Origin of the sequence: Providencia sp. wls1914, from assembly GCF_009706645.1 — a bacterium.
GTDB classification, from domain to species: Bacteria; Pseudomonadota; Gammaproteobacteria; order Enterobacterales; family Enterobacteriaceae; genus Providencia; species Providencia zhijiangensis.
On sequence record NZ_WLUN01000016.1, the window covers coordinates 139,699 to 160,646 of the forward strand.

Annotated in this window: 19 protein-coding genes and 3 pseudogenes; 11 read left to right on the forward strand and 11 right to left on the reverse strand. The window is 43.8% G+C overall.

All coding sequences use genetic code 11. The annotated features are described in order from the left end of the window. Positions 1-5: 5 nt before the first annotated feature. Both ppk1 and speG read right to left on the reverse strand, forming a co-directional pair. Positions 6-2,072 (reverse strand): annotated as a pseudogene (gene ppk1 / locus GKR74_RS11255) (polyphosphate kinase 1); the annotation flags it as partial. 80 nt (positions 2,073-2,152) lie between these two features. Further along, positions 2,153-2,698, reverse strand: a complete 546-nt coding sequence (gene speG / locus GKR74_RS11260) for a spermidine N1-acetyltransferase (RefSeq protein WP_132496064.1) — start codon at positions 2,696-2,698, stop codon at positions 2,153-2,155. A gap of 478 nt (positions 2,699-3,176) precedes the next feature. On the opposite strand from speG, the pseudogene GKR74_RS11265 reads away from it, so the two are divergent. The 3 genes and pseudogenes from GKR74_RS11265 (at position 3,177) to arsC (GKR74_RS11275) (ending at position 5,270) form a co-directional block, all read left to right on the forward strand. After that, positions 3,177-3,500, forward strand: a pseudogene (locus tag GKR74_RS11265) (metalloregulator ArsR/SmtB family transcription factor). A 42-nt stretch (positions 3,501-3,542) separates the two neighbouring features. Further along, on the forward strand, positions 3,543-4,832 hold the full coding sequence (locus GKR74_RS11270; RefSeq protein ID WP_154603639.1) for an arsenic transporter: 1,290 nt from the start codon (positions 3,543-3,545) through the stop codon (positions 4,830-4,832). Positions 4,833-4,844: 12 nt separating this feature from the next. Beyond that, on the forward strand, positions 4,845-5,270 hold the full coding sequence (gene arsC / locus GKR74_RS11275) for a glutaredoxin-dependent arsenate reductase (RefSeq protein ID WP_154603640.1): 426 nt from the start codon (positions 4,845-4,847) through the stop codon (positions 5,268-5,270). Positions 5,271-5,454: 184 nt separating this feature from the next. Here arsC (GKR74_RS11275) and purN read toward each other — a convergent pair whose 3' ends face one another. Both purN and purM read right to left on the reverse strand, forming a co-directional pair. After that, the gene (gene purN, locus GKR74_RS11280; RefSeq protein WP_154603641.1) at positions 5,455-6,093 is read right to left on the reverse strand and encodes a phosphoribosylglycinamide formyltransferase; all 639 of its coding nucleotides are present in this window, start codon (positions 6,091-6,093) and stop codon (positions 5,455-5,457) included. Beyond that, positions 6,093-7,133, reverse strand: coding sequence for a phosphoribosylformylglycinamidine cyclo-ligase (gene purM, locus GKR74_RS11285; protein ID WP_181477229.1), 1,041 nt, complete (start codon positions 7,131-7,133; stop codon positions 6,093-6,095). The genes purN and purM overlap by 1 nt, the downstream gene beginning before the upstream one ends. Positions 7,134-7,451: 318 nt before the next feature. Here purM and upp point away from each other — a divergent pair, with 318 nt between their 5' ends. From upp to hda, 3 genes and pseudogenes are all read left to right on the forward strand, one after another. After that, on the forward strand, positions 7,452-8,078 hold the full coding sequence (gene upp / locus GKR74_RS11290) for a uracil phosphoribosyltransferase (RefSeq protein ID WP_006658899.1): 627 nt from the start codon (positions 7,452-7,454) through the stop codon (positions 8,076-8,078). A gap of 76 nt (positions 8,079-8,154) precedes the next feature. After that, positions 8,155-9,450: a uracil permease gene (gene uraA / locus GKR74_RS11295; protein WP_154603643.1), complete on the forward strand. Its 1,296-nt coding sequence runs from the start codon at positions 8,155-8,157 to the stop codon at positions 9,448-9,450. Positions 9,451-9,529: 79 nt separating this feature from the next. Beyond that, positions 9,530-10,282: pseudogene (gene hda, locus GKR74_RS11300) on the forward strand (DnaA inactivator Hda). A gap of 50 nt (positions 10,283-10,332) precedes the next feature. On the opposite strand, the gene arsC (GKR74_RS11305) reads toward hda, so the two are convergent. Continuing rightward, positions 10,333-10,689 (reverse strand): arsenate reductase (glutaredoxin), encoded by a 357-nt coding sequence (gene arsC, locus GKR74_RS11305; protein ID WP_154603644.1) that lies wholly within the window; start codon positions 10,687-10,689, stop codon positions 10,333-10,335. A gap of 12 nt (positions 10,690-10,701) precedes the next feature. Beyond that, positions 10,702-12,168, reverse strand: a complete 1,467-nt coding sequence (locus tag GKR74_RS11310) for a beta-barrel assembly-enhancing protease (RefSeq protein ID WP_036953230.1) — start codon at positions 12,166-12,168, stop codon at positions 10,702-10,704. Positions 12,169-12,311: 143 nt separating this feature from the next. Here GKR74_RS11310 and GKR74_RS11315 point away from each other — a divergent pair, with 143 nt between their 5' ends. After that, positions 12,312-13,394, forward strand: a complete 1,083-nt coding sequence (locus GKR74_RS11315; RefSeq protein WP_154603645.1) for an AI-2E family transporter — start codon at positions 12,312-12,314, stop codon at positions 13,392-13,394. Between the two features lie 80 nt (positions 13,395-13,474). On the opposite strand, the gene bcp is transcribed toward GKR74_RS11315, so the two are convergent. Next, positions 13,475-13,945: a thioredoxin-dependent thiol peroxidase gene (bcp, locus tag GKR74_RS11320; protein ID WP_036953234.1), complete on the reverse strand. Its 471-nt coding sequence runs from the start codon at positions 13,943-13,945 to the stop codon at positions 13,475-13,477. Positions 13,946-13,959: 14 nt separating this feature from the next. Further along, positions 13,960-14,517, reverse strand: coding sequence for a glycine cleavage system transcriptional repressor (locus GKR74_RS11325; RefSeq protein WP_036953236.1), 558 nt, complete (start codon positions 14,515-14,517; stop codon positions 13,960-13,962). A 248-nt stretch (positions 14,518-14,765) separates the two neighbouring features. On the opposite strand from GKR74_RS11325, the gene dapA reads away from it, so the two are divergent. From dapA to purC, 4 genes are all read left to right on the forward strand, one after another. Then, the gene (gene dapA, locus GKR74_RS11330; protein ID WP_051422710.1) at positions 14,766-15,674 is read left to right on the forward strand and encodes a 4-hydroxy-tetrahydrodipicolinate synthase; all 909 of its coding nucleotides are present in this window, start codon (positions 14,766-14,768) and stop codon (positions 15,672-15,674) included. A 16-nt stretch (positions 15,675-15,690) separates the two neighbouring features. Next, positions 15,691-16,743 carry an outer membrane protein assembly factor BamC gene (bamC, locus tag GKR74_RS11335; RefSeq protein WP_154603646.1) on the forward strand — a complete coding sequence of 351 codons (1,053 nt, stop codon included), beginning with the start codon at positions 15,691-15,693 and terminating at the stop codon, positions 16,741-16,743. 86 nt (positions 16,744-16,829) lie between these two features. Beyond that, complete coding sequence (locus GKR74_RS11340; protein WP_230089150.1) at positions 16,830-17,504, forward strand: hypothetical protein; 675 nt, start codon at positions 16,830-16,832, stop codon at positions 17,502-17,504. A gap of 309 nt (positions 17,505-17,813) precedes the next feature. After that, entirely contained in the window at positions 17,814-18,527 is a 714-nt protein-coding gene (gene purC, locus GKR74_RS11345; RefSeq protein WP_036953240.1) for a phosphoribosylaminoimidazolesuccinocarboxamide synthase, read from the forward strand. 68 nt (positions 18,528-18,595) lie between these two features. On the opposite strand, the gene GKR74_RS11350 is transcribed toward purC, so the two are convergent. Genes GKR74_RS11350 through GKR74_RS11360 form a run of 3 tightly spaced genes read right to left on the reverse strand, consistent with a single transcriptional unit; the run spans position 18,596 to position 20,944 of the window. Further along, entirely contained in the window at positions 18,596-19,396 is an 801-nt protein-coding gene (locus tag GKR74_RS11350; RefSeq protein ID WP_154603648.1) for an energy-coupling factor ABC transporter ATP-binding protein, read from the reverse strand. Further along, positions 19,383-20,249, reverse strand: coding sequence for an energy-coupling factor ABC transporter ATP-binding protein (locus tag GKR74_RS11355; RefSeq protein WP_154603649.1), 867 nt, complete (start codon positions 20,247-20,249; stop codon positions 19,383-19,385). The genes GKR74_RS11350 and GKR74_RS11355 overlap by 14 nt, the downstream gene beginning before the upstream one ends. Then, complete coding sequence (locus GKR74_RS11360) at positions 20,240-20,944, reverse strand: energy-coupling factor transporter transmembrane component T (RefSeq protein ID WP_195848766.1); 705 nt, start codon at positions 20,942-20,944, stop codon at positions 20,240-20,242. Before GKR74_RS11360 ends, GKR74_RS11355 begins: the two co-directional genes overlap by 10 nt. Positions 20,945-20,948: the final 4 nt, after the last annotated feature.

Sequence of the window (20,948 nt, forward strand, 5' to 3'; positions counted from 1 at the left end):
TATCAAGCTCTTGTTTCAGGCATTTCGAGTGCTTTTAAAAATTCATAAACAGCTAATTGAGCGCGAATTTTGCGCTTATTGCCGCGGGGAACATAATGATTACTGAGTTCTTTGTCAACAAAGCGGGCTTTGACGGTATCACTGAACTGTAATTCGAGGATATCTAAAACCAACTGTTTAAGTCGTGGATCCAGCAAACGAACAGCCACCTCGATACGGTAGTCAATGTTGCGGGTCATCCAATCGGCCGAGGAGATAAACACTTTTTCATCGCCAGCGTTGGTAAAGACATAAACGCGGTCATGCTCTAAGAATCGGTCCACCACACTGGTGACTTGGATATTTTCGCTATAGCCTTGTTGCCCTGAGACGAGTGAACACATGCCACGCACTAACAAGCGAATTTTAACCCCTGCATTGGAGGCATCGTAGAGCTTATCGGTCAGTTCTTTATCGACTAAGTTATTAATTTTGAGTGTAATGCCACTAGGCAACCCAGCTTCAGCATTCGCAATTTCTTGGTCAATTAATTCAGTGATTTTGGTGCGTGTATTTTGTGGAGACACCATCAAATTATCGAAAGTCACAGGGCGATACGGGTTTTCAATAAAACTAAATACTCGGCGCACTTCGTTGGTGATTTGCTCGTTACAGGTGAGTAATGAATAGTCGGTGTAAAGACGAGCGGTTTTCTCGTTAAAGTTACCCGTACCGATATGGGCATAGCGAACAATTTGGCCTTCTTCCATACGGGAGATAATAAATAATTTGGCGTGAATTTTAAGCCCCGGCGCGGAGAAGATAACGTGAACACCCGCTTCAGTCAGGCGTTTTGCCCAGTGAATATTGGCGGCTTCATCAAAACGCGCTTGCAGCTCCACCACTACAGTGACTTTTTTGCCATTGTGGGCTGCGTGGATCACGGAGTCGATGATGCGAGAATCTTTTGCCACACGGTAAATATTGATTTTGATGGATAACACATTCGGGTCAAACGACGCTTGGCGCAGCAATTCTAATGTGTGCTCGAAGGTGTAATAAGGGTAGTAGAGCAACACATCGCGTTCGCGAATAGCATCAAATCCGTTACGGAAATTATCAAACCAGCGGTGGCGCAGGCGTGGTAACGGTTTGTTGAGTAAGTTTTTATTTCCTTCATTCGGGAAGTTAATAAAATCTTTAAAATTATGGTAACGGCCACCAGCAATCACCGAGTCATCGCTCGATAATCCCAGCTTTTCTCGTAGCAGTGCGACCATTTCATCGGGCATATCACGTTGATAAACAAAGCGAACTGGCTCAGCGGTTAAGCGCTGTTTTAACGTGGATGACATAATTTCCAGCAGGCTAGATTCCATCTCCGTGGCGATATCATATTCCGCATCACGGGTCATTTTCATGGAATAGGCGTTGAGTTTGTCATAGTCAAAGAAGCCTTTGAAAATTTCATCAAGGGTATAGCGAAGGATATTATCAATTAAAATCATTGATTTGCGACGCTTTGGCATCTCCGGCGGGAGATTAACAAAACGCGGAACTTTATCCGATGGGATCTCCAATAAAGCGTATTGCACTTCAGCACCATTAATAATTTCAACGGCGAGGTAGGTGTAATCGTCTTTAAGAAATTCCACTAAGTTAGTATCACGATTGATTAAAATTGGCGTGATATGTTGGCGTAGATTTTGACGAAAATATTGGCGTAACCAAATTTGCTGACGAGGTGAAATTTGACGCTCGTTAATTAAGAATATTTGGTTACGTGCCATTTCAAGGAGCAGGTCGTTATAGAGAACGTCGAACTCTTGCTCCTGTTTGGCCACTTTAGACTGAATGCGTTTGAGCAGATGACGGGCACCGCTAGCGGAACCGCGCTCTTCATTGATTAAGATGCGACGTTTTACATCCGCAAAACGGACTTTGTAGAATTCGTCTAAGTTATTGGAGTAAATGCCCAAAAAACGCATTCGTTCTATAAGAGGGTTCCGCTTATCCGCGGCTTCTTGGAGAACTCGTTCGTTAAAAGAGAGCCAGCTGAGCTCTTTTTCATGATAGAGGCGTTCTTGGGACATTGTTGCTCCGTATTCGACTGGTTAATGCTGATAAAAACCGATTATCACCTTTGACTTCTATCGCGCTATTCTTGGAAATATTACGCGTTTTCAGACTGCTGTTTCATTGCAAAATATTGGTGCTGGAACACACACATACGGATTGCGGTGTGGTAGCGACCATTGACGAAAAATTCGTCAATCAGCTCGCCTTCTGTGTGGAAGCCGAGTTTATTATAAATATGGATAGCTTTGACATTTTCTTTATCGACTATTAGATAAAGTTTGTACAAATTGAGCACTGAAAAAGCGTAGTCCATGGCCAGTTTTGCAGCGCGGCTTGCATACCCTTTGCCTTGATAGCGGGGTGCAATGATAATCTGGAATTCAGAACGACGGTGAACATAATCAATTTCAACCAGCTCGACTAAACCGACTTTTTCACTGTCAGATTCGACAATAAAGCGGCGCTCGGATTGGTCATGAATATGCTTATCGTAAAGATCACTGAGCTCAACGAATGCCTCATAAGGCTCTTCGAACCAATAACGCATAATGTTGGCGTTATTGTCCAGCTGGTGGATGAAAGCTAAGTCTTCACGCTCAAGTGGGCGCAACTTAAACAGATGAGCTTGCCCGGTCGTCATAAAACACCTCGATTGTTGTTAATTATAAAACTATTTATGGCGAAAGTATCAACTAGAAAATTAATTACTTAGCGCTGTTATAAGGATACCACTTATTTGCAATAAAATAATGACAGAAAGCAGGGTGAGGGTGAGTTTGTCGAAGATTAGTTTGTTTAAGGGGGAGTGGTTAGCATGTAGTTTGACATCGTTAAGGAAAACATAAACATAGTATAGAAATAAAAACGCTAGATTAAGTCGGTTTTCTTTAAAGGTGTGTTTGATTTTTCTACACAATCGTTTCATGCATCGGTCAGATAATACCATCGTATTTTTCATGGTTGGATTGAAACGCGAGGTCTTGTCATTCGCTTTACAGTGCTCACTCATGTGCAGAACCAAGCCATAAATACGTTTGCATCTACGAGATGTTTTGATGATTTCAAAATAAACACATATGATATATCATATGTGTTTGGTGTGCTAAACGGAGTAAGTAATGCTACAACCTGTTCAGCTTTTTAAAATCTTATCGGATGAAACTCGCCTCGCCATTGTCATGCTTCTCAGAGAATCGGGTGAACTGTGCGTATGTGATATATGTGCGGTTACTACTGAATCACAGCCTAAAATTTCTCGTCATATGGCTATCCTGCGTGAGGCTGGGCTGGTGCTAGATCGTCGGGAAGGAAAATGGATTCACTATCGTCTCTCTCCCCACATTCCCGCATGGGCTAGTGAAACAGTAACGACGGTATGGCACTGCCTGCGCGATGATATACGTGAACGCCTGAAAAAATCTGCATGTACTTCTTGCTGATAAGTTTAATTATATACACATAAACATATATAAAGGAGTCTGGAAATGTTTCTTGCCGGGAGTATCTTTATACTGACGTTGGTTTTAGTCATCTGGCAACCTAGAGGACTCAGTATTGGCTGGAGTGCAAGTATTGGAGCCGTGCTAGCGCTGGGAACGGGGGTGATCCAATTTGATGATATACCCGTCGTCTGGCATATCGTCTGGAATGCTACAGCGGCATTCATTGCGGTCATCATCATTAGCTTGTTGCTAGATGAATCTGGTTTCTTTGAATGGGCGGCATTGCATGTTTCCCGATGGGGAAAAGGGCACGGTCGTCTGTTGTTTACTTGGATAGTCCTGCTTGGCGCTGCTGTTGCTGCACTGTTTGCAAACGACGGCGCAGCCTTGATACTGACACCGATTGTGATTGCAATGTTACTCGCACTGGGGTTCAGTCAGGCAACAACACTGGCATTTGTCATGGCGGCAGGATTCATCGCTGATACCGCTAGCCTACCGTTGATTGTTTCTAACCTAGTCAATATTGTTTCAGCGGATTTCTTTGGTCTGGGCTTTACACAGTATGCCTCCGTGATGGTTCCTGTGAATCTGGCGGCTATTGCTGCTACTCTGGTTATGCTGCATCTCTTCTTCCGCCGCGATATCCCTGCCAGATATGACGTTTCATTACTAAGAATACCTAGTAGTGCGATTAAGGATCCCGCAACGTTTAGAGCTGGCTGGATTGTTCTGCTGTTCCTATTAGTTGGTTTTTTTGTTCTGGAGCCGTTGGGGATCCCTGTCAGTGCGATAGCAGCCGTTGGTGCGGTGGTATTGCTAGTGGTAGCCAAGAGGGGACAAGCCATTAATACTGGGAAAGTGCTTCGCGGTGCGCCTTGGCAGATCGTGATTTTCTCGCTGGGTATGTATTTGGTTGTCTATGGTTTACGTAATGCTGGGCTCACTGAGTATCTTTCTTCCTTACTCAATATACTGGCGGATAAAGGCTTATGGGCTGCGACATTCGGTACTGGCTTCCTGACCGCATTCTTATCGTCGATGATGAATAATATGCCGACGGTGCTGATTGGAGCGCTGTCGATAGACGGAAGTGCTGCGACTGGTGTTATCAAGGAGGCGATGATTTACGCCAATGTGATTGGTTGCGACTTAGGTCCCAAAATTACCCCGATAGGCAGTCTTGCCACATTGTTATGGCTTCATGTACTGGCTCAGAAAAATATGACAATCACGTGGGGGTATTACTTCCGTATTGGCATTATCATGACCTTGCCAGTTTTATTTTTTACTCTGGCCGCGCTAGCGTGGCGGCTATCTATCATTTTGTAATGAGATACTGATATGAGCAACATTACTATTTATCACAATCCAGCCTGTGGCACTTCACGTAACACGCTGGAGATGATACGTAACAGCGGTAATGAACCGACGATTATTTACTATCTTGATGTGCCACCAACCCGCGATGAGCTTATTAAACTAATTTCAGATATGGGGATTTCTGTACGATCATTACTGCGTATGAACGTTGAACCATATGAGGAGCTGGGTCTTGATGAAGACAAATTCTCTGATGAGCAGTTGATTGATCTTATGCTCCAGCATCCGATCCTGATTAATCGACCAATTGTAGTTACGCCGCTTGGTTCAAGTCTTTGTCGACCCTCAGAAGTTGTGCTGGATATTCTACCTGAAGCTCAGAAAGGCTCTTTTACTAAAGAGGATGGTGAAAGGGTTATTGATGAAATAGGGAAACGAGTAAAATAACTTTTCAGGTTAATATTATCGGGTGTCTGTTTATTTCATTCAGACGCCTGTTTTCCGCTCAAAACTACCTCTCGGGTTGCCCGACAAAACATTTCTTGCGGAGGGGAGATGGCTGAACTTGAGTTATTCGCTCAGACCTGCCACCAAATCTGAGCGAATATATTGAAACTTATCTAACCGCGCATTAATTTGCTTGATAGCCCGTTGCCGATAACGGCTGGCCATCGAGTAGGGTTTTACCGTCTTGCATTACAAGGCGGCCAGAAACAAACCACGCAATGACTTGAGGGTAAATCAGGTGCTCTTGCAGTTTTACGCGTTCAACCAAATCGTCTTCGGTGTCTTGTGGTAAAACAGGCACATGTCCTTGTAAAATAATCGGGCCGCCATCCAGCTCTTCAGTAACAAAATGCACGGAAGTGCCGTGTTCTTTATCGCCATTTTCAAGTGCGCGTCGATGGGTATGTAGCCCCGGATATTTAGGCAGTAAAGAAGGGTGGATATTCAGCATTTTCCCTGTGAAATGTTTTACAAACGCAGGGGTTAAAATGCGCATAAACCCAGCTAATACCACTAAATCCGGTTGATACTGCTCGATAGCCTCTAACAGTGCAGCATCGTAGGCTTGGCGCTCAGTGAAGGCTTTTGAGCTAACACAAAGGGCTGGAATGCCAGCCTCTTGTGCGCGAACCAAACCGTAAGCATCGCTTTTATTACTGATCACTGCGACGATTTGCCCATCGATTTCATGGCGTTGGCAGGCATCAATAATCGACTGCAAATTACTGCCACTGCCTGAAATCAAAACAACGATGTTTTTCATTAGCGGATAACAACCTGCTCTTCACCCGCAGGTAAGTCGCCAATGGTTCCGATCTGCCATGCATTTTCACCTAACGCAGTCAGCAGTTTTAATGCAGACTCAACTTCGGTTTGTGGCAGGGCAATGATAATACCGACGCCGCAGTTAAATGTACGATACATTTCGTGAGTGGTGACATCGCCCGCTTGTTGCAGCCATTCGAAGACTGCAGGCCATTCCCAGCTGTTGCCGTCAATGATGGCTTGAGTGTTGTCAGGTAAAACGCGAGGAATATTTTCCCAGAAGCCGCCGCCCGTAATGTGTGCAATGGCATGAATGTCGTTTTTAGCGATCAGTTCTAAGACATTTTTAACATAGATACGGGTTGGTTCTAACAGGTGATCAGCGAGAGGTTTGCCCGCTAATTGCGTGGTTTCTGGATTGGTTTTGCTCACTTCCAGAATTTTACGCACTAATGAATAACCGTTAGAGTGAGGGCCGCTTGAGGCTAACGCGATCAGCGCGTCGCCCGCACTGACTTTTGTGCCATCAATAATTTCAGAGCGCTCAACAACACCCACACAGAAGCCTGCAACATCATAATCTTCGCCGTGGTACATACCCGGCATTTCAGCGGTTTCACCACCAACTAATGCACAGCCAGACTGCTTACAGCCTTCCGCGATACCGGTGATCACGCTTGCAGCGGTATCCACATCCAGCTTACCGGTTGCATAATAGTCTAAGAAAAACAGCGGCTCAGCACCTTGAACAATCAGGTCGTTGACGCACATAGCGACTAAATCGATACCGATGGATTCATGACGTTTTAAATCCATCGCGAGGCGTAGTTTAGTTCCCACACCGTCAGTGCCTGACACTAAAACAGGCTCACGGTATTTTTGTGGCAGGGCACACAGTGCGCCGAACCCTCCCAATCCGCCCATCACTTCTGGACGGCGAGTCTCTTTCACCACACCTTTGATACGTTCAACCAATGCGTTACCTGCATCAATATCAACACCGGCATCTTTATAGCTGAGAGAGGTTTTATCAGTCACTACGGCCCCCAAGGCAATTGCATTTTGGAAAAGATAACTTCATTTGCCGATATTCTATCAGGCTCCGCAAACGTTTGCGATAGCTTTCTGACTGAAATATTTGATGCAATAAATCGTGATGTCGTGACGCAAAGCGCATGATTTTATTCGCTGCCTACACCATAAAAAATATTATGTGTATACTAATTCAGCAAATAACGTGTGATTGATGATTGTTTGACCTGAATCAAGATGATACTAGTGGCATTGAGGGAAAAAAGCGGTATAATCCCGCGATTTTTTTGTCCGGTGACGTTTTAAAAAAAGTAGGAGAAACCCATGAAGATCGTTGAGGTAAAACACCCTCTCGTTAAACATAAACTCGGCCTGATGCGAGATCATGACATAAGCACTAAGCGCTTTCGTGAACTGGCCTCAGAGGTTGGTAGCCTACTGACTTATGAAGCGACCGCTGACCTAGAAACTGAAAAAGTAACAATTGATGGTTGGTGTGGTCCTGTAGAAATTGAACAAATTAAAGGTAAAAAAATCACTGTAGTTCCTATTCTACGTGCCGGTATTGGCATGATGAACGGCGTATTGGAAAGCATCCCAAGCGCACGTATCAGCGTAGTGGGTATTTACCGTGATGAAGAAACGTTACAACCTGTCCCTTATTTCCAAAAATTAGTTTCTAACATTGATGAGCGTATGGCGCTGATTGTAGACCCAATGTTAGCAACGGGTGGTTCTATGATTGCAACCATCGACCTCCTGAAAAAATCCGGCTGTAATTCCATTAAAGTCTTAGTTTTAGTTGCTGCACCGGAAGGTATTGCTGCATTAGAAGCAGCGCACCCAGACGTTGAACTGTACACGGCTTCAATTGACCAACACTTAAATGATGAAGGTTACATTGTTCCGGGTCTAGGAGACGCGGGCGATAAGATATTTGGTACTAAATAATAATGAAGCCGACTGAAGAGTCGGCTTTTTTTTGATAAAAAAAATAATATTCACGACGCATAAGAGGATGACGAGCATGACACGCCGCACGATAAGTGTTGAAGAAAGACCACCATTACTACAAACCATTCCATTAAGCTTTCAACATTTGTTTGCCATGTTTGGGGCAACGGTTATTGTTCCTATTTTATTTGGCGTGAACCCGGCAACGATTTTATTATTCAACGGGATCGGTACGCTGCTGTATTTATTTATCTGTAAGGGCAAAATTCCCGCTTATTTAGGGTCGAGCTTCGCCTTTATTTCTCCAGTATTAATTTTACTGCCTCTTGGGTATGAGCTAGCGCTTGGCGGATTTATTATTTGCGGGGCACTGTTCTGTATAGTAGCACTGATTGTCAAAGTGGCAGGGCGCGGCTGGATCAACGTGATGTTTCCACCTGCAGCGATGGGGGCGATTGTCGCGGTTATCGGTCTAGAATTAGCGCAAACGGCAGCGGGTATGGCGGGCTTATTACCTAAAGAAGGCGCCGCGGTTGATTCAAGCACTTTAATTATCTCGATCACCACATTGTCGGTCACTATCTTGTGCGCCGTAGTTTTCCGTGGGTTCTTATCGATTATCCCAATCTTAATCGGTTTCCTATCAGGTTACGCGCTTTCCTACTTTATGGGGATTGTGGACTTTACACCAGTAATTGAAGCGCCATGGTTTGCTATTCCAACATTCTATACGCCACGTTTTGAATGGTTTGCGATTTTAACCATCCTACCTGCGGCGTTAGTGGTCATTGCTGAACACGTTGGGCACTTAGTGGTGACCGCGAATATCGTTGAGCGCGACTTAATGAAAAATCCTGGCCTACATCGCTCCATGTTTGCAAACGGTTTCTCTACCATGTTATCGGGTTTCTTTGGTTCAACGCCAAATACCACTTACGGCGAAAATATCGGCGTAATGGCGATTACTAAGGTCTACAGTACTTGGGTTATCGGTGGTGCGGCTATTATCGCTATCTTACTCTCTTGCGTGGGTAAATTAGCGGCGGCAATTCAATTAGTGCCAGTACCTGTCATGGGTGGTGTTTCACTGTTACTGTACGGAGTCATCGGCGCTTCGGGTATTCGCGTTCTGATTGATTCAAAAGTGGATTATAACAAACCACAAAACCTGATTTTAACCTCAGTGATTTTAATCATCGGAGTGAGTGGCGCGGTGATCCACATTGGTCAAGCTGAACTGAAAGGGATGGCGCTGGCGACTATCGTCGGTATTCTGATGGCGCTGTTATTCCGCTTTATTACCTTTGTTCGCCCAGAAAAACAGTTTGTGACTTCAGAAGTGAAAGTCTTAGACGAAAATAAAAAATAAGTCACGATTAAGTAAAATAGATTGCCGGAGTGGCTAAAGCTCCGGCAATTAACCGTCAGGCTGTTCATCTCTTCTTGTTATTTATGATAAACTCAATGGCGTTAATTGAACTGCACAATCAGAGGCGCTTCTGAATACACCATCTCAACTCTCATTACCACTTTCTCTTCCTGATGATGAAACCTTTGCCAGTTTCTATGCAGGGGAAAATGAGGGATTACTCTCTGCGCTAAAAACGGCGATTAATCAGCCTCATGGTAGTTATATCTATTACTGGTCAAGAGAAGGGGGCGGTAAGAGTCATTTACTGCATGCGGCATGTGCTGAATTGTCTGAGCAAGGTGTTGCTGTGGGTTATGTGCCGTTGGATAAACGCGCTTACTTTGTGCCTGATGTGCTCGAAGGTATGGAACATCTTTCTCTGGTCTGTATTGATAACATTCAATGCATCGCAGGAGATGAAGAGTGGGAAATGGCCATCTTCAATTTGTATAACCGCATTTTAGAAATTGGTCGAACGTGCTTACTGATCACTGGGGATCGCCCACCGCGCCAGATTGATTTGAAGCTGCCGGATTTAGCCTCTCGCCTAGATTGGGGGCAAATTTATAAACTGCACCCTTTAAGTGATGAAGACAAAATTTGTGCGCTGCAATTACGTGCCAGTATTCGTGGATTTGAATTGCCTGAAGATGTTTGTCGGTTTGTATTAAAACGGTTAGACAGAAAGATGGGCACCTTATTTGATATCTTAAATAAGCTTGATCACGCCTCGATTGTCGCTCAGCGTAAAATGACCATTCCTTTCGTTAAAGATATTCTCAAATTATAATAAATTGGCAGCCCATCGACTGCCAATTTATTGTCTGCCAAATAGCCTGCTTATAAAATTTCCAGCACCTGCTCTGGTGGGCGACCTAACTTGGCTTTTTTACCTTTTACCACAATCGGGCGCTCAATTAACTTTGGATTATCATGCATGGCTTGAATAAGCTGCGCTTGAGTAACGCTGTTATCCGCTAATTTCAGCTCTTTATAGATATCTTCTTTGGTGCGCATTAATTGGCGCGCATCGGCAAATCCAAGCATCTTCAGCAATTTTTCAATATCAGCCACTGAAGGTGGCGTCGTTAAATATTCAACGACTGTTGGCGTAATGCCTTTTTTTTGCAATAAAGCCAGCGTTTCACGGCTCTTAGAACAGCGAGGGTTGTGATAAATTTTAATTGAATCCGTCATTATCTTTATTCCTTACGGTTTTGCGTTGCTATCGCGCTCTTTTAATCGAGTAAGTTCATCGATTCGCGCATCAAAACGTTGTTGTTCATAACTGCCTAAGCGGCTTTTACGGCTCGCTTCGCTTAAATAATTAATGGCAGTGTCATAGTTACCGCGCAGTGCCATGCCTTCAGCATACGCCGCCAATTCTGCATTACGATCCCCCAGTTTTGCGGAGGCTTCGGCAAGCAGATCCCAGCCAATTGGGTCGTCTGGGTAATCAAACGTATATTTATTCAATAAATTAGTGGCATCTTTATATTGCCCGTTACTGACGTATGCGTTCGCTAAGTTGACAATAAACACCGTATTTTTCGGTGATTTTTTCAAGGCATCTTGCAAACGAGCAACTGCTTTGCCAACTTGTTTTTGCTCAATATCGATATCGGTCATGGAGTCGATAAACCACGGGTTATCCGGCTGCTTGGCTAACAATTCAGAAATAATAACGCCCGCTTCGCTGTATTTTTTATCTTGAGATAATAATAATGCTTTACCGTACTTCGCCGCCATTTGCTCTTGAGCATTGCCTTTACTGTAGTTTTCGATGATTTGATCCAGTGCATTGCGTTGATCCGCAGGGCTGTACATGGACAAAATACGAACACGTGCCAACATAAAGTCTAATGAAGATGGGGCATGGACTTTAGGATATTGGTTTGAACGGTTACGGGCATCGGCTAAACGACTGTCTGGTAAGGGGTGAGTCAGTAAAATTTCTGGTGGTTTAGACATATAGCGGGTTTGGTCCGACATGATTTGCATAAAATCAGCCATGGCATGAGGATCAAACCCTGAACGACGCAATGTTTGCAGGCCAATACGGTCGGCTTCTTGCTCATTGGCTTGTGTAAAACTGATCATCCCTTGCTGCATTCCCGCGAATGTTCCCGTTAATGCGGCAAAACCGGCTTGCGGGTTCGCCATCACCAGTAATAGAGAACCGATAGTACCTGCGATAGCTAACGGCGTTGTGGCTTTTTGGTCTTCCATCATTCGCGCCAGATGGCGCTGAGTCACGTGAGAGATTTCGTGCGCCATAACGGAAGCAAGCTGGCTTTCATTTTGGCTATAACGAAACAGTGCAGAGTGAAGAACCACGTTACCGCCAAAATAGGCGTAAGCGTTAATATTCGGGTTATTGACTAGGTAAAATTTAAATGGCGTTTTGACAGAATCGGCATTCGTCACTAAACGTTGCCCCAGTTTATTCACGTACTGGGTTAGTAATGGGTCATAAATGAGGGGGGTACTTCCTCGAATTTGACGAGTGATGGCATCACCCATAATGATTTCTTGGTTAATGCTGAGCGTTCCTCCCGCGGTTGTACCAATATCGGGTAGGGTATCTTCAACAGCACTATAGGCAGGTAATACAGCACCATGGATAAGTGCGGACATCAGGATAGCGAGCAGTGGATATTTCAGTTTTTTAGTCATCATGCATATCTTCACTTATTACCTACAAAAAACGCGAATTAATTGGGAGATATGATAGCAAAAGCTATCGTAAAATCTGTTATTCGGTATAATTTTCTTCAATTTAGGAACTGTCTTTGTTTTACATTCCCAGGAGCCAATGAATGTTAGAAATGTTTTTACAATGGTACCGTCGGCGCTTTGCTGACCCGCAAGCAGTTGCGTTGTTTAGTTTGCTGGTTATTGGCTTTCTGGTCATCTTTTTCTTCAGCAGTATACTGGCTCCATTATTAGTCGCAATTGTCTTAGCATATTTACTTGAATGGCCAACACATTTACTCCAACGACTGGGTTTATCCCGCGTTTTAGCGGTTAGCATCATTTTGACCTTGTTTGCTGGAATAAGTGCCATGGTGATCTTAATTATTGCACCAACAGCGTGGCAACAAGGGATCAACCTCGTGGCGGATTTACCTAACATGGTCAATCGCTTTAGCGAGTTTGCTCGCCGATTACCGGAGCAATATCCCGCACTGGTAGATGCTGGTATCATTGATATGATGGCAGATAATGTGCGCAGTAGGTTGTCAGTTGTTGCGGAGTCTGTGGTGAAAGCGTCGGTGGCCTCACTAATTGGTATTTTCACCTTAGCAATCTATCTGGTTTTAGTACCATTGATGATGTTTTTCTTATTAAAAGATAAAGAAAAAATCACCAAAAGCTTTGTTAAACTTCTCCCGAAAAATCGCCAGTTAGTGAGTAAAGTCTGGTTGGAAATGAATCAGCAAATTACCAACTATTTACGCGGTAAAGTCACGGAAATGGTGATTGTTGGCGTCTGTACCTATATTGGTTTTGCTTATTTTGATTTGCGTTACTCAGTGTTGTTGTCCGTGCTGGTGGGTGTTTCGGTGCTTATTCCTTATATTGGTGCGGTTGCGGCGACGATCCCTGTCGTGCTGGTGGCATTATTCCAATGGGGCATAGGTACTGAGTTCTGGTCACTGTTTATTGTTTATCTGGTGATCCAAGGGCTAGACAGCAACATCGTCGTGCCGCTGTTGTACTCAGAAGCCGTGAACTTACACCCACTCGTGATTATCTTGTCGGTGGTGATTTTTGGCGGGTTATGGGGATTCTGGGGCGTGTTTTTTGCGATACCGCTTGCAACTTTAATCAAAGCGGTGATTAACGCGTGGCCACAAGATTTAAGTGATAGTGAGACAACAGAAAAAATAGAAGGCTAGAAAAGAGCCAGTAAGAAAAAAGGGTTGCTAAATTAGCAACCCTTTTTAGTGATTAGGTTTTAGTCACTATGTATCAGTAATTAGGCGTTAGCGTTGATGTACGCTAATACGATTTCATGGTGGTTACTGGTTTTGAAATCGTCAAATACGTGCTCGATGGTGCCATTTGCATCGACAAGGAAACTAATACGGTGGATACCGTCATAAGTTTTACCCATAAATTGTTTTTCACCCCACACACCAAATTGTTCACAAATTTGATGATCTTCATCGGATAACAGTGTGAAGTTTAATAACTCTTTTTCAGCGAAACGAGCCAATTTTTCTGGTTTGTCTGTACTAATACCTAAAACTTCGACACCTTTTGCTTTTAGTGTATCCATCTCATCACGCAGTCCACATGCTTGAACTGTACAGCCTGGCGTCATCGCTTTAGGATAAAAGTAAACTAATACGCGTTGACCCTGGAAATCAGAAAGATTGATGATTTCACCATCTTGGTCAGGAAGGCTAAATTGAGGTGCCTTATCACCGGCTTTCAATGGGTTCATTACATATATCTCCGTTAACTCTGCATTTTGGGGTTGTTAACAATACTGATGTTGCCTTTGGCATTTAGCATTGTACATAGTTGTTGAAATTTATTCTTTATAATTATGCCATTATCATCCAGTGGGTCATGGGCTGTAATTTGAATTTCCAATTGAGCCGGTTGTGTATCATTTGCAGGCTGTGTTTTAGAAATCAATTCTGCGATGTTGCACTGTTGAGTGGTAAACAAATTGGTAAATTGTTCAATAATACGCGGCGCATCGTCGACCATCACATTCACGGTTACAGTAGACGGATAGTAGGTTTTTTGTACGCTATGCGTGCGTTTCATAACAATCAGCAAATCTAACTCTGCCCCTTTAGTTGGTAAAATCGCCTCTAGAAGCGTGATAGCATTCCAACTGCCGGATAACATCATTATAAAAGTAAATTCCTCGCCAAACATAGCGAGTCGACTATCCTCAATATTACAATCACATTCACTGACAAGGCGTGTAATTGTATTCACAATGCCCGGACGATCTGTTCCCAGCGCAGTAATAACAAGAAATTGCGGTTCAGTCTTAGGCAAAGTATCTTCCTTATTTTGACTAAATTTAGGTCAATGATATTGACTCAGGATGCTGGTAAGGAAACCATAAAATTGTGAATCTGCCAAGTGGGGCGATTCACTCTTGCGACAAATATGGCTGAATTATTACTTCTATTTAAGTTAATGTCATCGGCATTAACAAAATTCATTAAAATCTTGCGTTTGGGTGGTTTTCTTCTGTGAAATGAAAACGTAACATGGAAACTCACTATTTAGGGGGCATTGCGATGGCTAATCAAAACGTAAACTACAAAGACTTTTTACAAGGCAGTATTGTTGCTGTGATCACACCAATGGATTCAGCGGGTAACGTTGATAGAAAAAGCTTGAAACAGCTGGTGGATTACCATGTCGCAAATAAAACCTCTGCGATTGTGTCAGTGGGAACAACGGGGGAATCAGCAACATTAAACCATAAAGAGCACGTTGATGTAGTGAAAGCGACGCTTGAGTTAGCTGATGGCCGTATCCCAATTATTGCGGGAACAGGTGCAAATGCGACCGCAGAAGCGATTTCGCTAACAAATGAGTTTGAAAACAGTGGTGTAGTTGCGTGCCTAACAGTAACGCCTTATTATAATAGACCGTCACAAGAAGGCTTATATCAGCATTTTAAAGCAATTTCAGAAAACACCAGCTTGCCACAGGTTCTCTATAATGTACCATCGCGCACTGGATGTGATTTATTACCTGAAACTGTGGGCCGCTTGGCGAAATTGGCGAATATTGTGGCAATTAAAGAAGCCACAGGGAACTTAGCACGTGTTCATCAAATCAAAGAGTTGGTTGATGACCATTTTGTTCTGCTTTCTGGTGATGATGCGACTGCACTTGATTTTATGCAACTCGGTGGAAAGGGCGTCATTTCGGTCACCTCCAACGTCGCGGCTGCACAGATGGTAAAAATGTGTGACTTAGCGCTTGCGGGCAAATATACTGAGGCCCGTGAATTGAATAAACAGCTGATGGGACTTCATCATCAGTTATTTGTTGAGCCGAATCCAATCCCTGCGAAATGGGCTTGTCATCGTTTAGGTCTTATTGCGGATGATACGTTACGGTTACCAATGACACCGTTAACTGTATCTGGACAGCAAAAGGTTGAAGATGCCTTGAAACTCGCGGGTTTACTGTAAAATTTAGGGAATTTTAATGGCAACATTATTGCAAAAATCGAAGGTTATGAAGGTTGCTGGCCTGTCACTTGTCGTGTTACTGGCAGCCTGCTCCAGCGATCAGCGCTATAAACGTCAGGTCAGTGGTGATGAGGAATATCTTAATGCTGCGCCATTGAAAGTGCTGAATGCGCCGCAGGGGATCACTTTACCAGCAACTAACGGTGAATATGATCTTCCTAAAACCACCTCAACAGGAGCGGTTGGGAAAGCATTAGATATTCGCCCACCAGTACTGACGATTTCACAATTAGCCGGTTCACGCACTGAAAACAGCGCAGAAGCCAGCCGTTTGTTGCTAGATAATACTCCTGAAAATAATGCGTTATGGTCACAAGTGACCATGATTTTAGAACAGCGTGGCATCCCAGTTTCTACGAAGAACGATGGTTCTCGTTCTATCGAAACTGACTGGATTAAATGGGATCGTGCAGACGAAAACGTCCCATTAGAGAGCCGTCATAAAGTCACTGTTCAGCCAGAAAACGGCATGATTGCATTAACCGTGACTAACCTAGGCTTACGCCAAGGTGATGAAACGGTAACAGATGCAGCGGAAATTCAACGCTATAACAAACTGTTATTAAACGATTTAACTGATGCTCTGTATACACTGCGTGATACCTCAAGCAAAAATAGTCTGCAAAGCGCCTATGGCATCATTGATGTTCAAACAGGTAGCAATGACACTGGCTTACCAGTGGTTATCGTTCGCGCGCCGTACGATGCAGTTTGGGAGCGTTTACCTCACGCATTAGAAAGCGTTGGTATGAAAGTGGGTGACCGTAGCCGTTCAGCAGGTTCCGTCATGGTGACTTACAAAGGCTTGAGCAGCTCTGAGTGGCAAGCGCTGGGTATTGATGACCCATCGGTACCGGAAGATGACTATAAAGTTCAAGTGGGTGATTTGAATAACCGTAGTAGCCTACAGTTTATCAACACCAAAGGCGTACCATTAACTCAGAAACAGAATGATGAAATGGTCGCCGCACTGAAAGCCGCTTTCAGTAAAGCACCGACTAAAAAATAAGTTTAGTTAGCTAATTTATTTGTTCTAGCAAGTGAAAACGCCGTCCTATGGGATGGCGTTTTTTTTCGGATAAACTTCAGGCTGTAATGGCTAACAGTGAAAGAAAAGTTATGGATAATAACGCATCGAAACCAATGGATAGTAGGAATAATATAACGATGCCAAGAAGAATTGCCGGGACAAACTTTAATGATAATTTACTAAATTCATTAAATAATATTGCTCATACAAGAAGTTTTCTAGAGGAGGGTGTAACTGTTTTTAATTTACCAAATTATGTGGTACCTCAAGGATATCAATTAATGAAAGTATGTAAGAAAAACCAATATCGGATGGTGACTACTGGAAGGGAGCCAGAAACGATATATTTGCTAGAATTGAAACTGCGTAGTGATATTGTCTTTGGTGAAACTACATGCACTCAAATTAAAGTTTGGCGCACCATATCTCATTTGCATCGGAATAATATTGGAGATTTACCTCGAATATTTTTCATTCATTTACTCGACAATCATAGCATCATGGTAACGGATGAAGAGCATACTCGAGATGGACAGCGCTTCTGGGAAATTATGATTTCTTGGGCATTTTACCAGCGCTATTATATTTATGCTTCCGATGGCACGCTCGAAGACAGACCACTAACACAAATCCATACTGAGTCTGAATTCTTTGAGCAATGGGTCAATCAACTTTGGGGTAGAGATATCGACGTATATACCCACAAACTGATTGTTATCAGCAAACATCCATTACTTTAACTACCCATCTGCACATCTATCCATCATAAAATTCTCAGTGAAACAAATGGACAAAAAATCAGTATTTGCAGCTAAGTAATCGTTTGCGTATGCGCGAGAATTTTATTATCATAATTAGCAGTTAATCATAAAATATTGAATATCAGTTAGTTAGCACGGTATCAATAATTTTTGGATAACTGACTGAATCAGAGCAGAAAATTAACAATGAATCCGCTATTTTTAGCGGTTTATTCTACTGTTACTTATCTGAATCTGCTGTGCAGGTTGATTTCTATTGAGTGTAATCACATCCCTGGAGTGTTTAAGATGCAAAAGAAAGCTGAGTTGTATCGTGGCAAGGCAAAAACGGTCTATACCACAGAGGATCCAGATTTATTAGTTCTGGAGTTCCGTAATGATACATCAGCACTCGACGGTGAGCGTATCGAACAGTTTGACCGCAAAGGTATGGTTAATAACAAATTTAACCATTTCATCATGACTAAGTTGCAAGAAGCAGGCATTCCTACACAGATGGAAGCTTTGTTATCTGATACCGAAGCCTTGGTTAAAAAACTGGATATGGTGCCGGTTGAATGCGTTATCCGTAACCGCGCGGCAGGCTCTCTGGTTAAGCGCCTTGGGGTTGAAGAAGGGATGATTTTAAACCCGCCTCTGTTCGATTTATTCCTGAAAGATGACGCTAAACATGACCCGATGGTGAATGAATCTTACTGCGAAACGTTTGGTTGGGTGAGCAAAGAAAACTTAGCGAAAATGCGCGAACTGAGCTACAAAGCGAACGATGTTTTAAGCAAGATTTTTGCGGACGCAGGTTTGATCTTAGTCGACTTTAAACTGGAGTTCGGTTTATTCAAAGGCGAAGTCGTGCTGGGTGATGAATTCTCTCCAGACGGTAGCCGTTTATGGGATAAAGAAACCCTGAACAAAATGGACAAAGACCGTTTCCGTCAAAGCCTCGGTGGCTTGATTGAAGCGTACGAAGAAGTGGCTCGTCGTATCGGCGTTAAACTCGACTAAGTTTCTAAAATCATCTTGAAAGAAACAATGATAGCCTGCCAACCGCAGGCTATTTTTTTGCCTTTAAATTATGGTTTTACCAGAAATTGCTGAATCCAACGCTCAGCTTGGCTTTCGATAGGTAGATTCAGCTGATGGCTGAGTGAATGCAAAGTCGGGGATGGCAAAACGGAATCTGGCTGTAACTCAGGGTGGCGTAACACCGTTTCAATATTGCCATCAGCCACTAAGCGACCTTGGGATAAATGTACTGCCCGAGCAAAATGACGCGCGGCAAAATCCAAATCATGGCTGATCGTAACAACCGTGGTACCCAATTGCTTTTGATAATCTAGCCATTGCTCAAAATACCCTAGCCACCGTGTATCGAAATCACGGCTTGGCTCATCTAACAGCAGCAATTTAGGTTGAACCGCAGTTAAACAAGCCACAGCGACCATGCGCCGCTGCGCGGAATGCAAATCAAGCGGGTGTTTATCCGCAACATCTGTTAAATGGCAAAGTGTTAAAGCTCGCTCTAATTTTTCAGCAATATCCGACGAGGATAATTTTTGGCGGCGTAATCCAAACATAATCTCATCTTTCACCGTGCTGTGAAAAATCTGTTTTTCAGCCTCTTGGAATAAAATGCCAATTTGTTGAGCGCGTTCCGCGGCTTTCAATCTACTGATGGGTTGTTGATTAAAATTGACTTCCCCACTCGAAGGCGGCAATAAACCCGCCATTAAACGCAATAAGGTGGATTTTCCCGCACCATTGTCTCCCACTAATGCCACCCATTCTCCAGCGCGAAGCGTAAGTGTAAGATCTTCAATGGCATGTGCGGTTTTCGGGGTGTATTGAAAGCTTAATTGATTAATTTGCAGCATAACACGCCTCAATACCTTGAATCAGTTGTAGTTCATTGCGAGGCACTGGGGAATGCCAACTACCATGCGCCATTAATTTCCCGACAACACGCCACGCATCGGGCATATTGATTGTCTGCTGTGCGGGTATAAATATGGCGTCAATATCCCCTCGAGCAGCAATAATGCCTTGTTCCAGCAATGAAAAATCATTGCAGAAATGTAGAGCTGGCAGTAAATGCCGTTCGAATAAGATCACGCAACAGCCAGTTTGTTCACTGTAATTTTTTAACTGAGTGAGTAATCGATGCGTGGCTGCGGGAGTTAATCTGCTAAAAGCTTCATCTAATAGCAATAATCGTGGCCGCATAGCTAGAGCGCTCGCCAATACCACGCGTTGAGCTTCCCCGCCAGAGAGGGTGGCTGGGTGACGATGACGTAAATTCTGGCTGAACGTTAACTCAAGAGCCTGTTCAACCCGTTGAACGATTTCTTCAGGTGGAAGTCCTAAATTTTCGGGGCCAAACGCCACTTCTTGCTCAACGGTAAACGTACAGCCAGAGAGTTGTAATTGCGGAGATTGCTGCACGAATTGACGTTCAATCGATAGCTCAACTAAAGATTGCTCTCCTAATGGTTGAGCAAGGATCATACCATTACCAGTGACTTTGCCGGTTAACTGATCAGGTAACCAACCCGCCAACAGTTGGGCTAATGTGGTTTTGCCGCTGCCATTACCCCCTAAAACACAATGCCAATTACCTTGGTTTAGCGTTAAATCAATCCCGGAAAGGATAGGGTGATCGATGCCTTGAGGTGTAAAAGAAAGTTGTTGAAGGTTTACCACCCTGTTTTCCGTGATATTTACCAACATAGCGCCAAACCTCCTTCAATTACGATCAGTGCTAATAAGCCAAAACGCAATATATATTGAAGGCGGCTATCAGCAGGTTTATTCAATGTGGTGCGATGGCGAGTGTAGCGAAAACCTCGCATATCAAGGGCTGCACTGCGGACAGTTAGTTCACTGAGTGCTTGGCTCGCCAGAGGAAGCAATAGGGCGGGTAACGTAGTTAATCGTTGCCAAAAGTGGCCATCTAAGGGAACCCCTCGGGCAAGCTGAGCTTCGCGAATAGTGGCAAGCTGTTGACGAAGTTGCTCAACAAGTAAAAGTGGACCCGCAAGCACATAGGCAAAACTGGCCGGGAGGCGACTGGCAAATAGCGCTCGGATAAATCGTTCAGTAGGAACATACTGTAGCCATAATTGAGATGCACTAATGATGGCGAGCAGACGCAGCCATAAAGCCATGGCTTTTTGCTGCTGAAGGGCTTGTGGCGGTGAGCCTGTTAATAATTCACTTAGCCACCCTCCGTGGATTAGCCAAAGTCCTACCGCCATTGGTAACATAATTGCTGCGATAAATTTCCAGCGATGGAATGACGCTGAGCGTAAGATGACTGCGGCAAGGGTAGCGAAAGCAACGAGAACTAACCCCCAGCCTAGCGGTAGCATCAATGTGCTAGCGCTAAACCAGAACCATAAGGTTAATGAAGTAAAAGGGTGCATCCTA

Bases quoted from the DNA above. Each gene is read 5' to 3' on its own strand.
- arsC (WP_154603640.1), top strand. From the start codon at position 4,845: ATGAGCAACATTACTATTTATCACAATCCAGCCTGTGGCACTTCACGT.
- purC (WP_036953240.1), top strand. From the start codon at position 17,814: ATGCAAAAGAAAGCTGAGTTGTATCGTGGCAAGGCAAAAACGGTCTAT.
- uraA (WP_154603643.1), top strand. From the start codon at position 8,155: ATGACACGCCGCACGATAAGTGTTGAAGAAAGACCACCATTACTACAA.
- speG (WP_132496064.1), bottom strand. From the start codon at position 2,698: ATGACGACCGGGCAAGCTCATCTGTTTAAGTTGCGCCCACTTGAGCGT.
- GKR74_RS11360 (WP_195848766.1), bottom strand. From the start codon at position 20,944: ATGCACCCTTTTACTTCATTAACCTTATGGTTCTGGTTTAGCGCTAGC.
- GKR74_RS11270 (WP_154603639.1), top strand. From the start codon at position 3,543: ATGTTTCTTGCCGGGAGTATCTTTATACTGACGTTGGTTTTAGTCATC.
- arsC (WP_154603644.1), bottom strand. From the start codon at position 10,689: ATGACGGATTCAATTAAAATTTATCACAACCCTCGCTGTTCTAAGAGC.
- GKR74_RS11315 (WP_154603645.1), top strand. From the start codon at position 12,312: ATGTTAGAAATGTTTTTACAATGGTACCGTCGGCGCTTTGCTGACCCG.
- GKR74_RS11310 (WP_036953230.1), bottom strand. From the start codon at position 12,168: ATGACTAAAAAACTGAAATATCCACTGCTCGCTATCCTGATGTCCGCA.
- purN (WP_154603641.1), bottom strand. From the start codon at position 6,093: ATGAAAAACATCGTTGTTTTGATTTCAGGCAGTGGCAGTAATTTGCAG.
- GKR74_RS11350 (WP_154603648.1), bottom strand. From the start codon at position 19,396: ATGCTGCAAATTAATCAATTAAGCTTTCAATACACCCCGAAAACCGCA.
- bcp (WP_036953234.1), bottom strand. From the start codon at position 13,945: ATGAACCCATTGAAAGCCGGTGATAAGGCACCTCAATTTAGCCTTCCT.
- dapA (WP_051422710.1), top strand. From the start codon at position 14,766: ATGGCTAATCAAAACGTAAACTACAAAGACTTTTTACAAGGCAGTATT.
- GKR74_RS11355 (WP_154603649.1), bottom strand. From the start codon at position 20,249: ATGTTGGTAAATATCACGGAAAACAGGGTGGTAAACCTTCAACAACTT.
- upp (WP_006658899.1), top strand. From the start codon at position 7,452: ATGAAGATCGTTGAGGTAAAACACCCTCTCGTTAAACATAAACTCGGC.
- bamC (WP_154603646.1), top strand. From the start codon at position 15,691: ATGGCAACATTATTGCAAAAATCGAAGGTTATGAAGGTTGCTGGCCTG.
- GKR74_RS11340 (WP_230089150.1), top strand. From the start codon at position 16,830: ATGGCTAACAGTGAAAGAAAAGTTATGGATAATAACGCATCGAAACCA.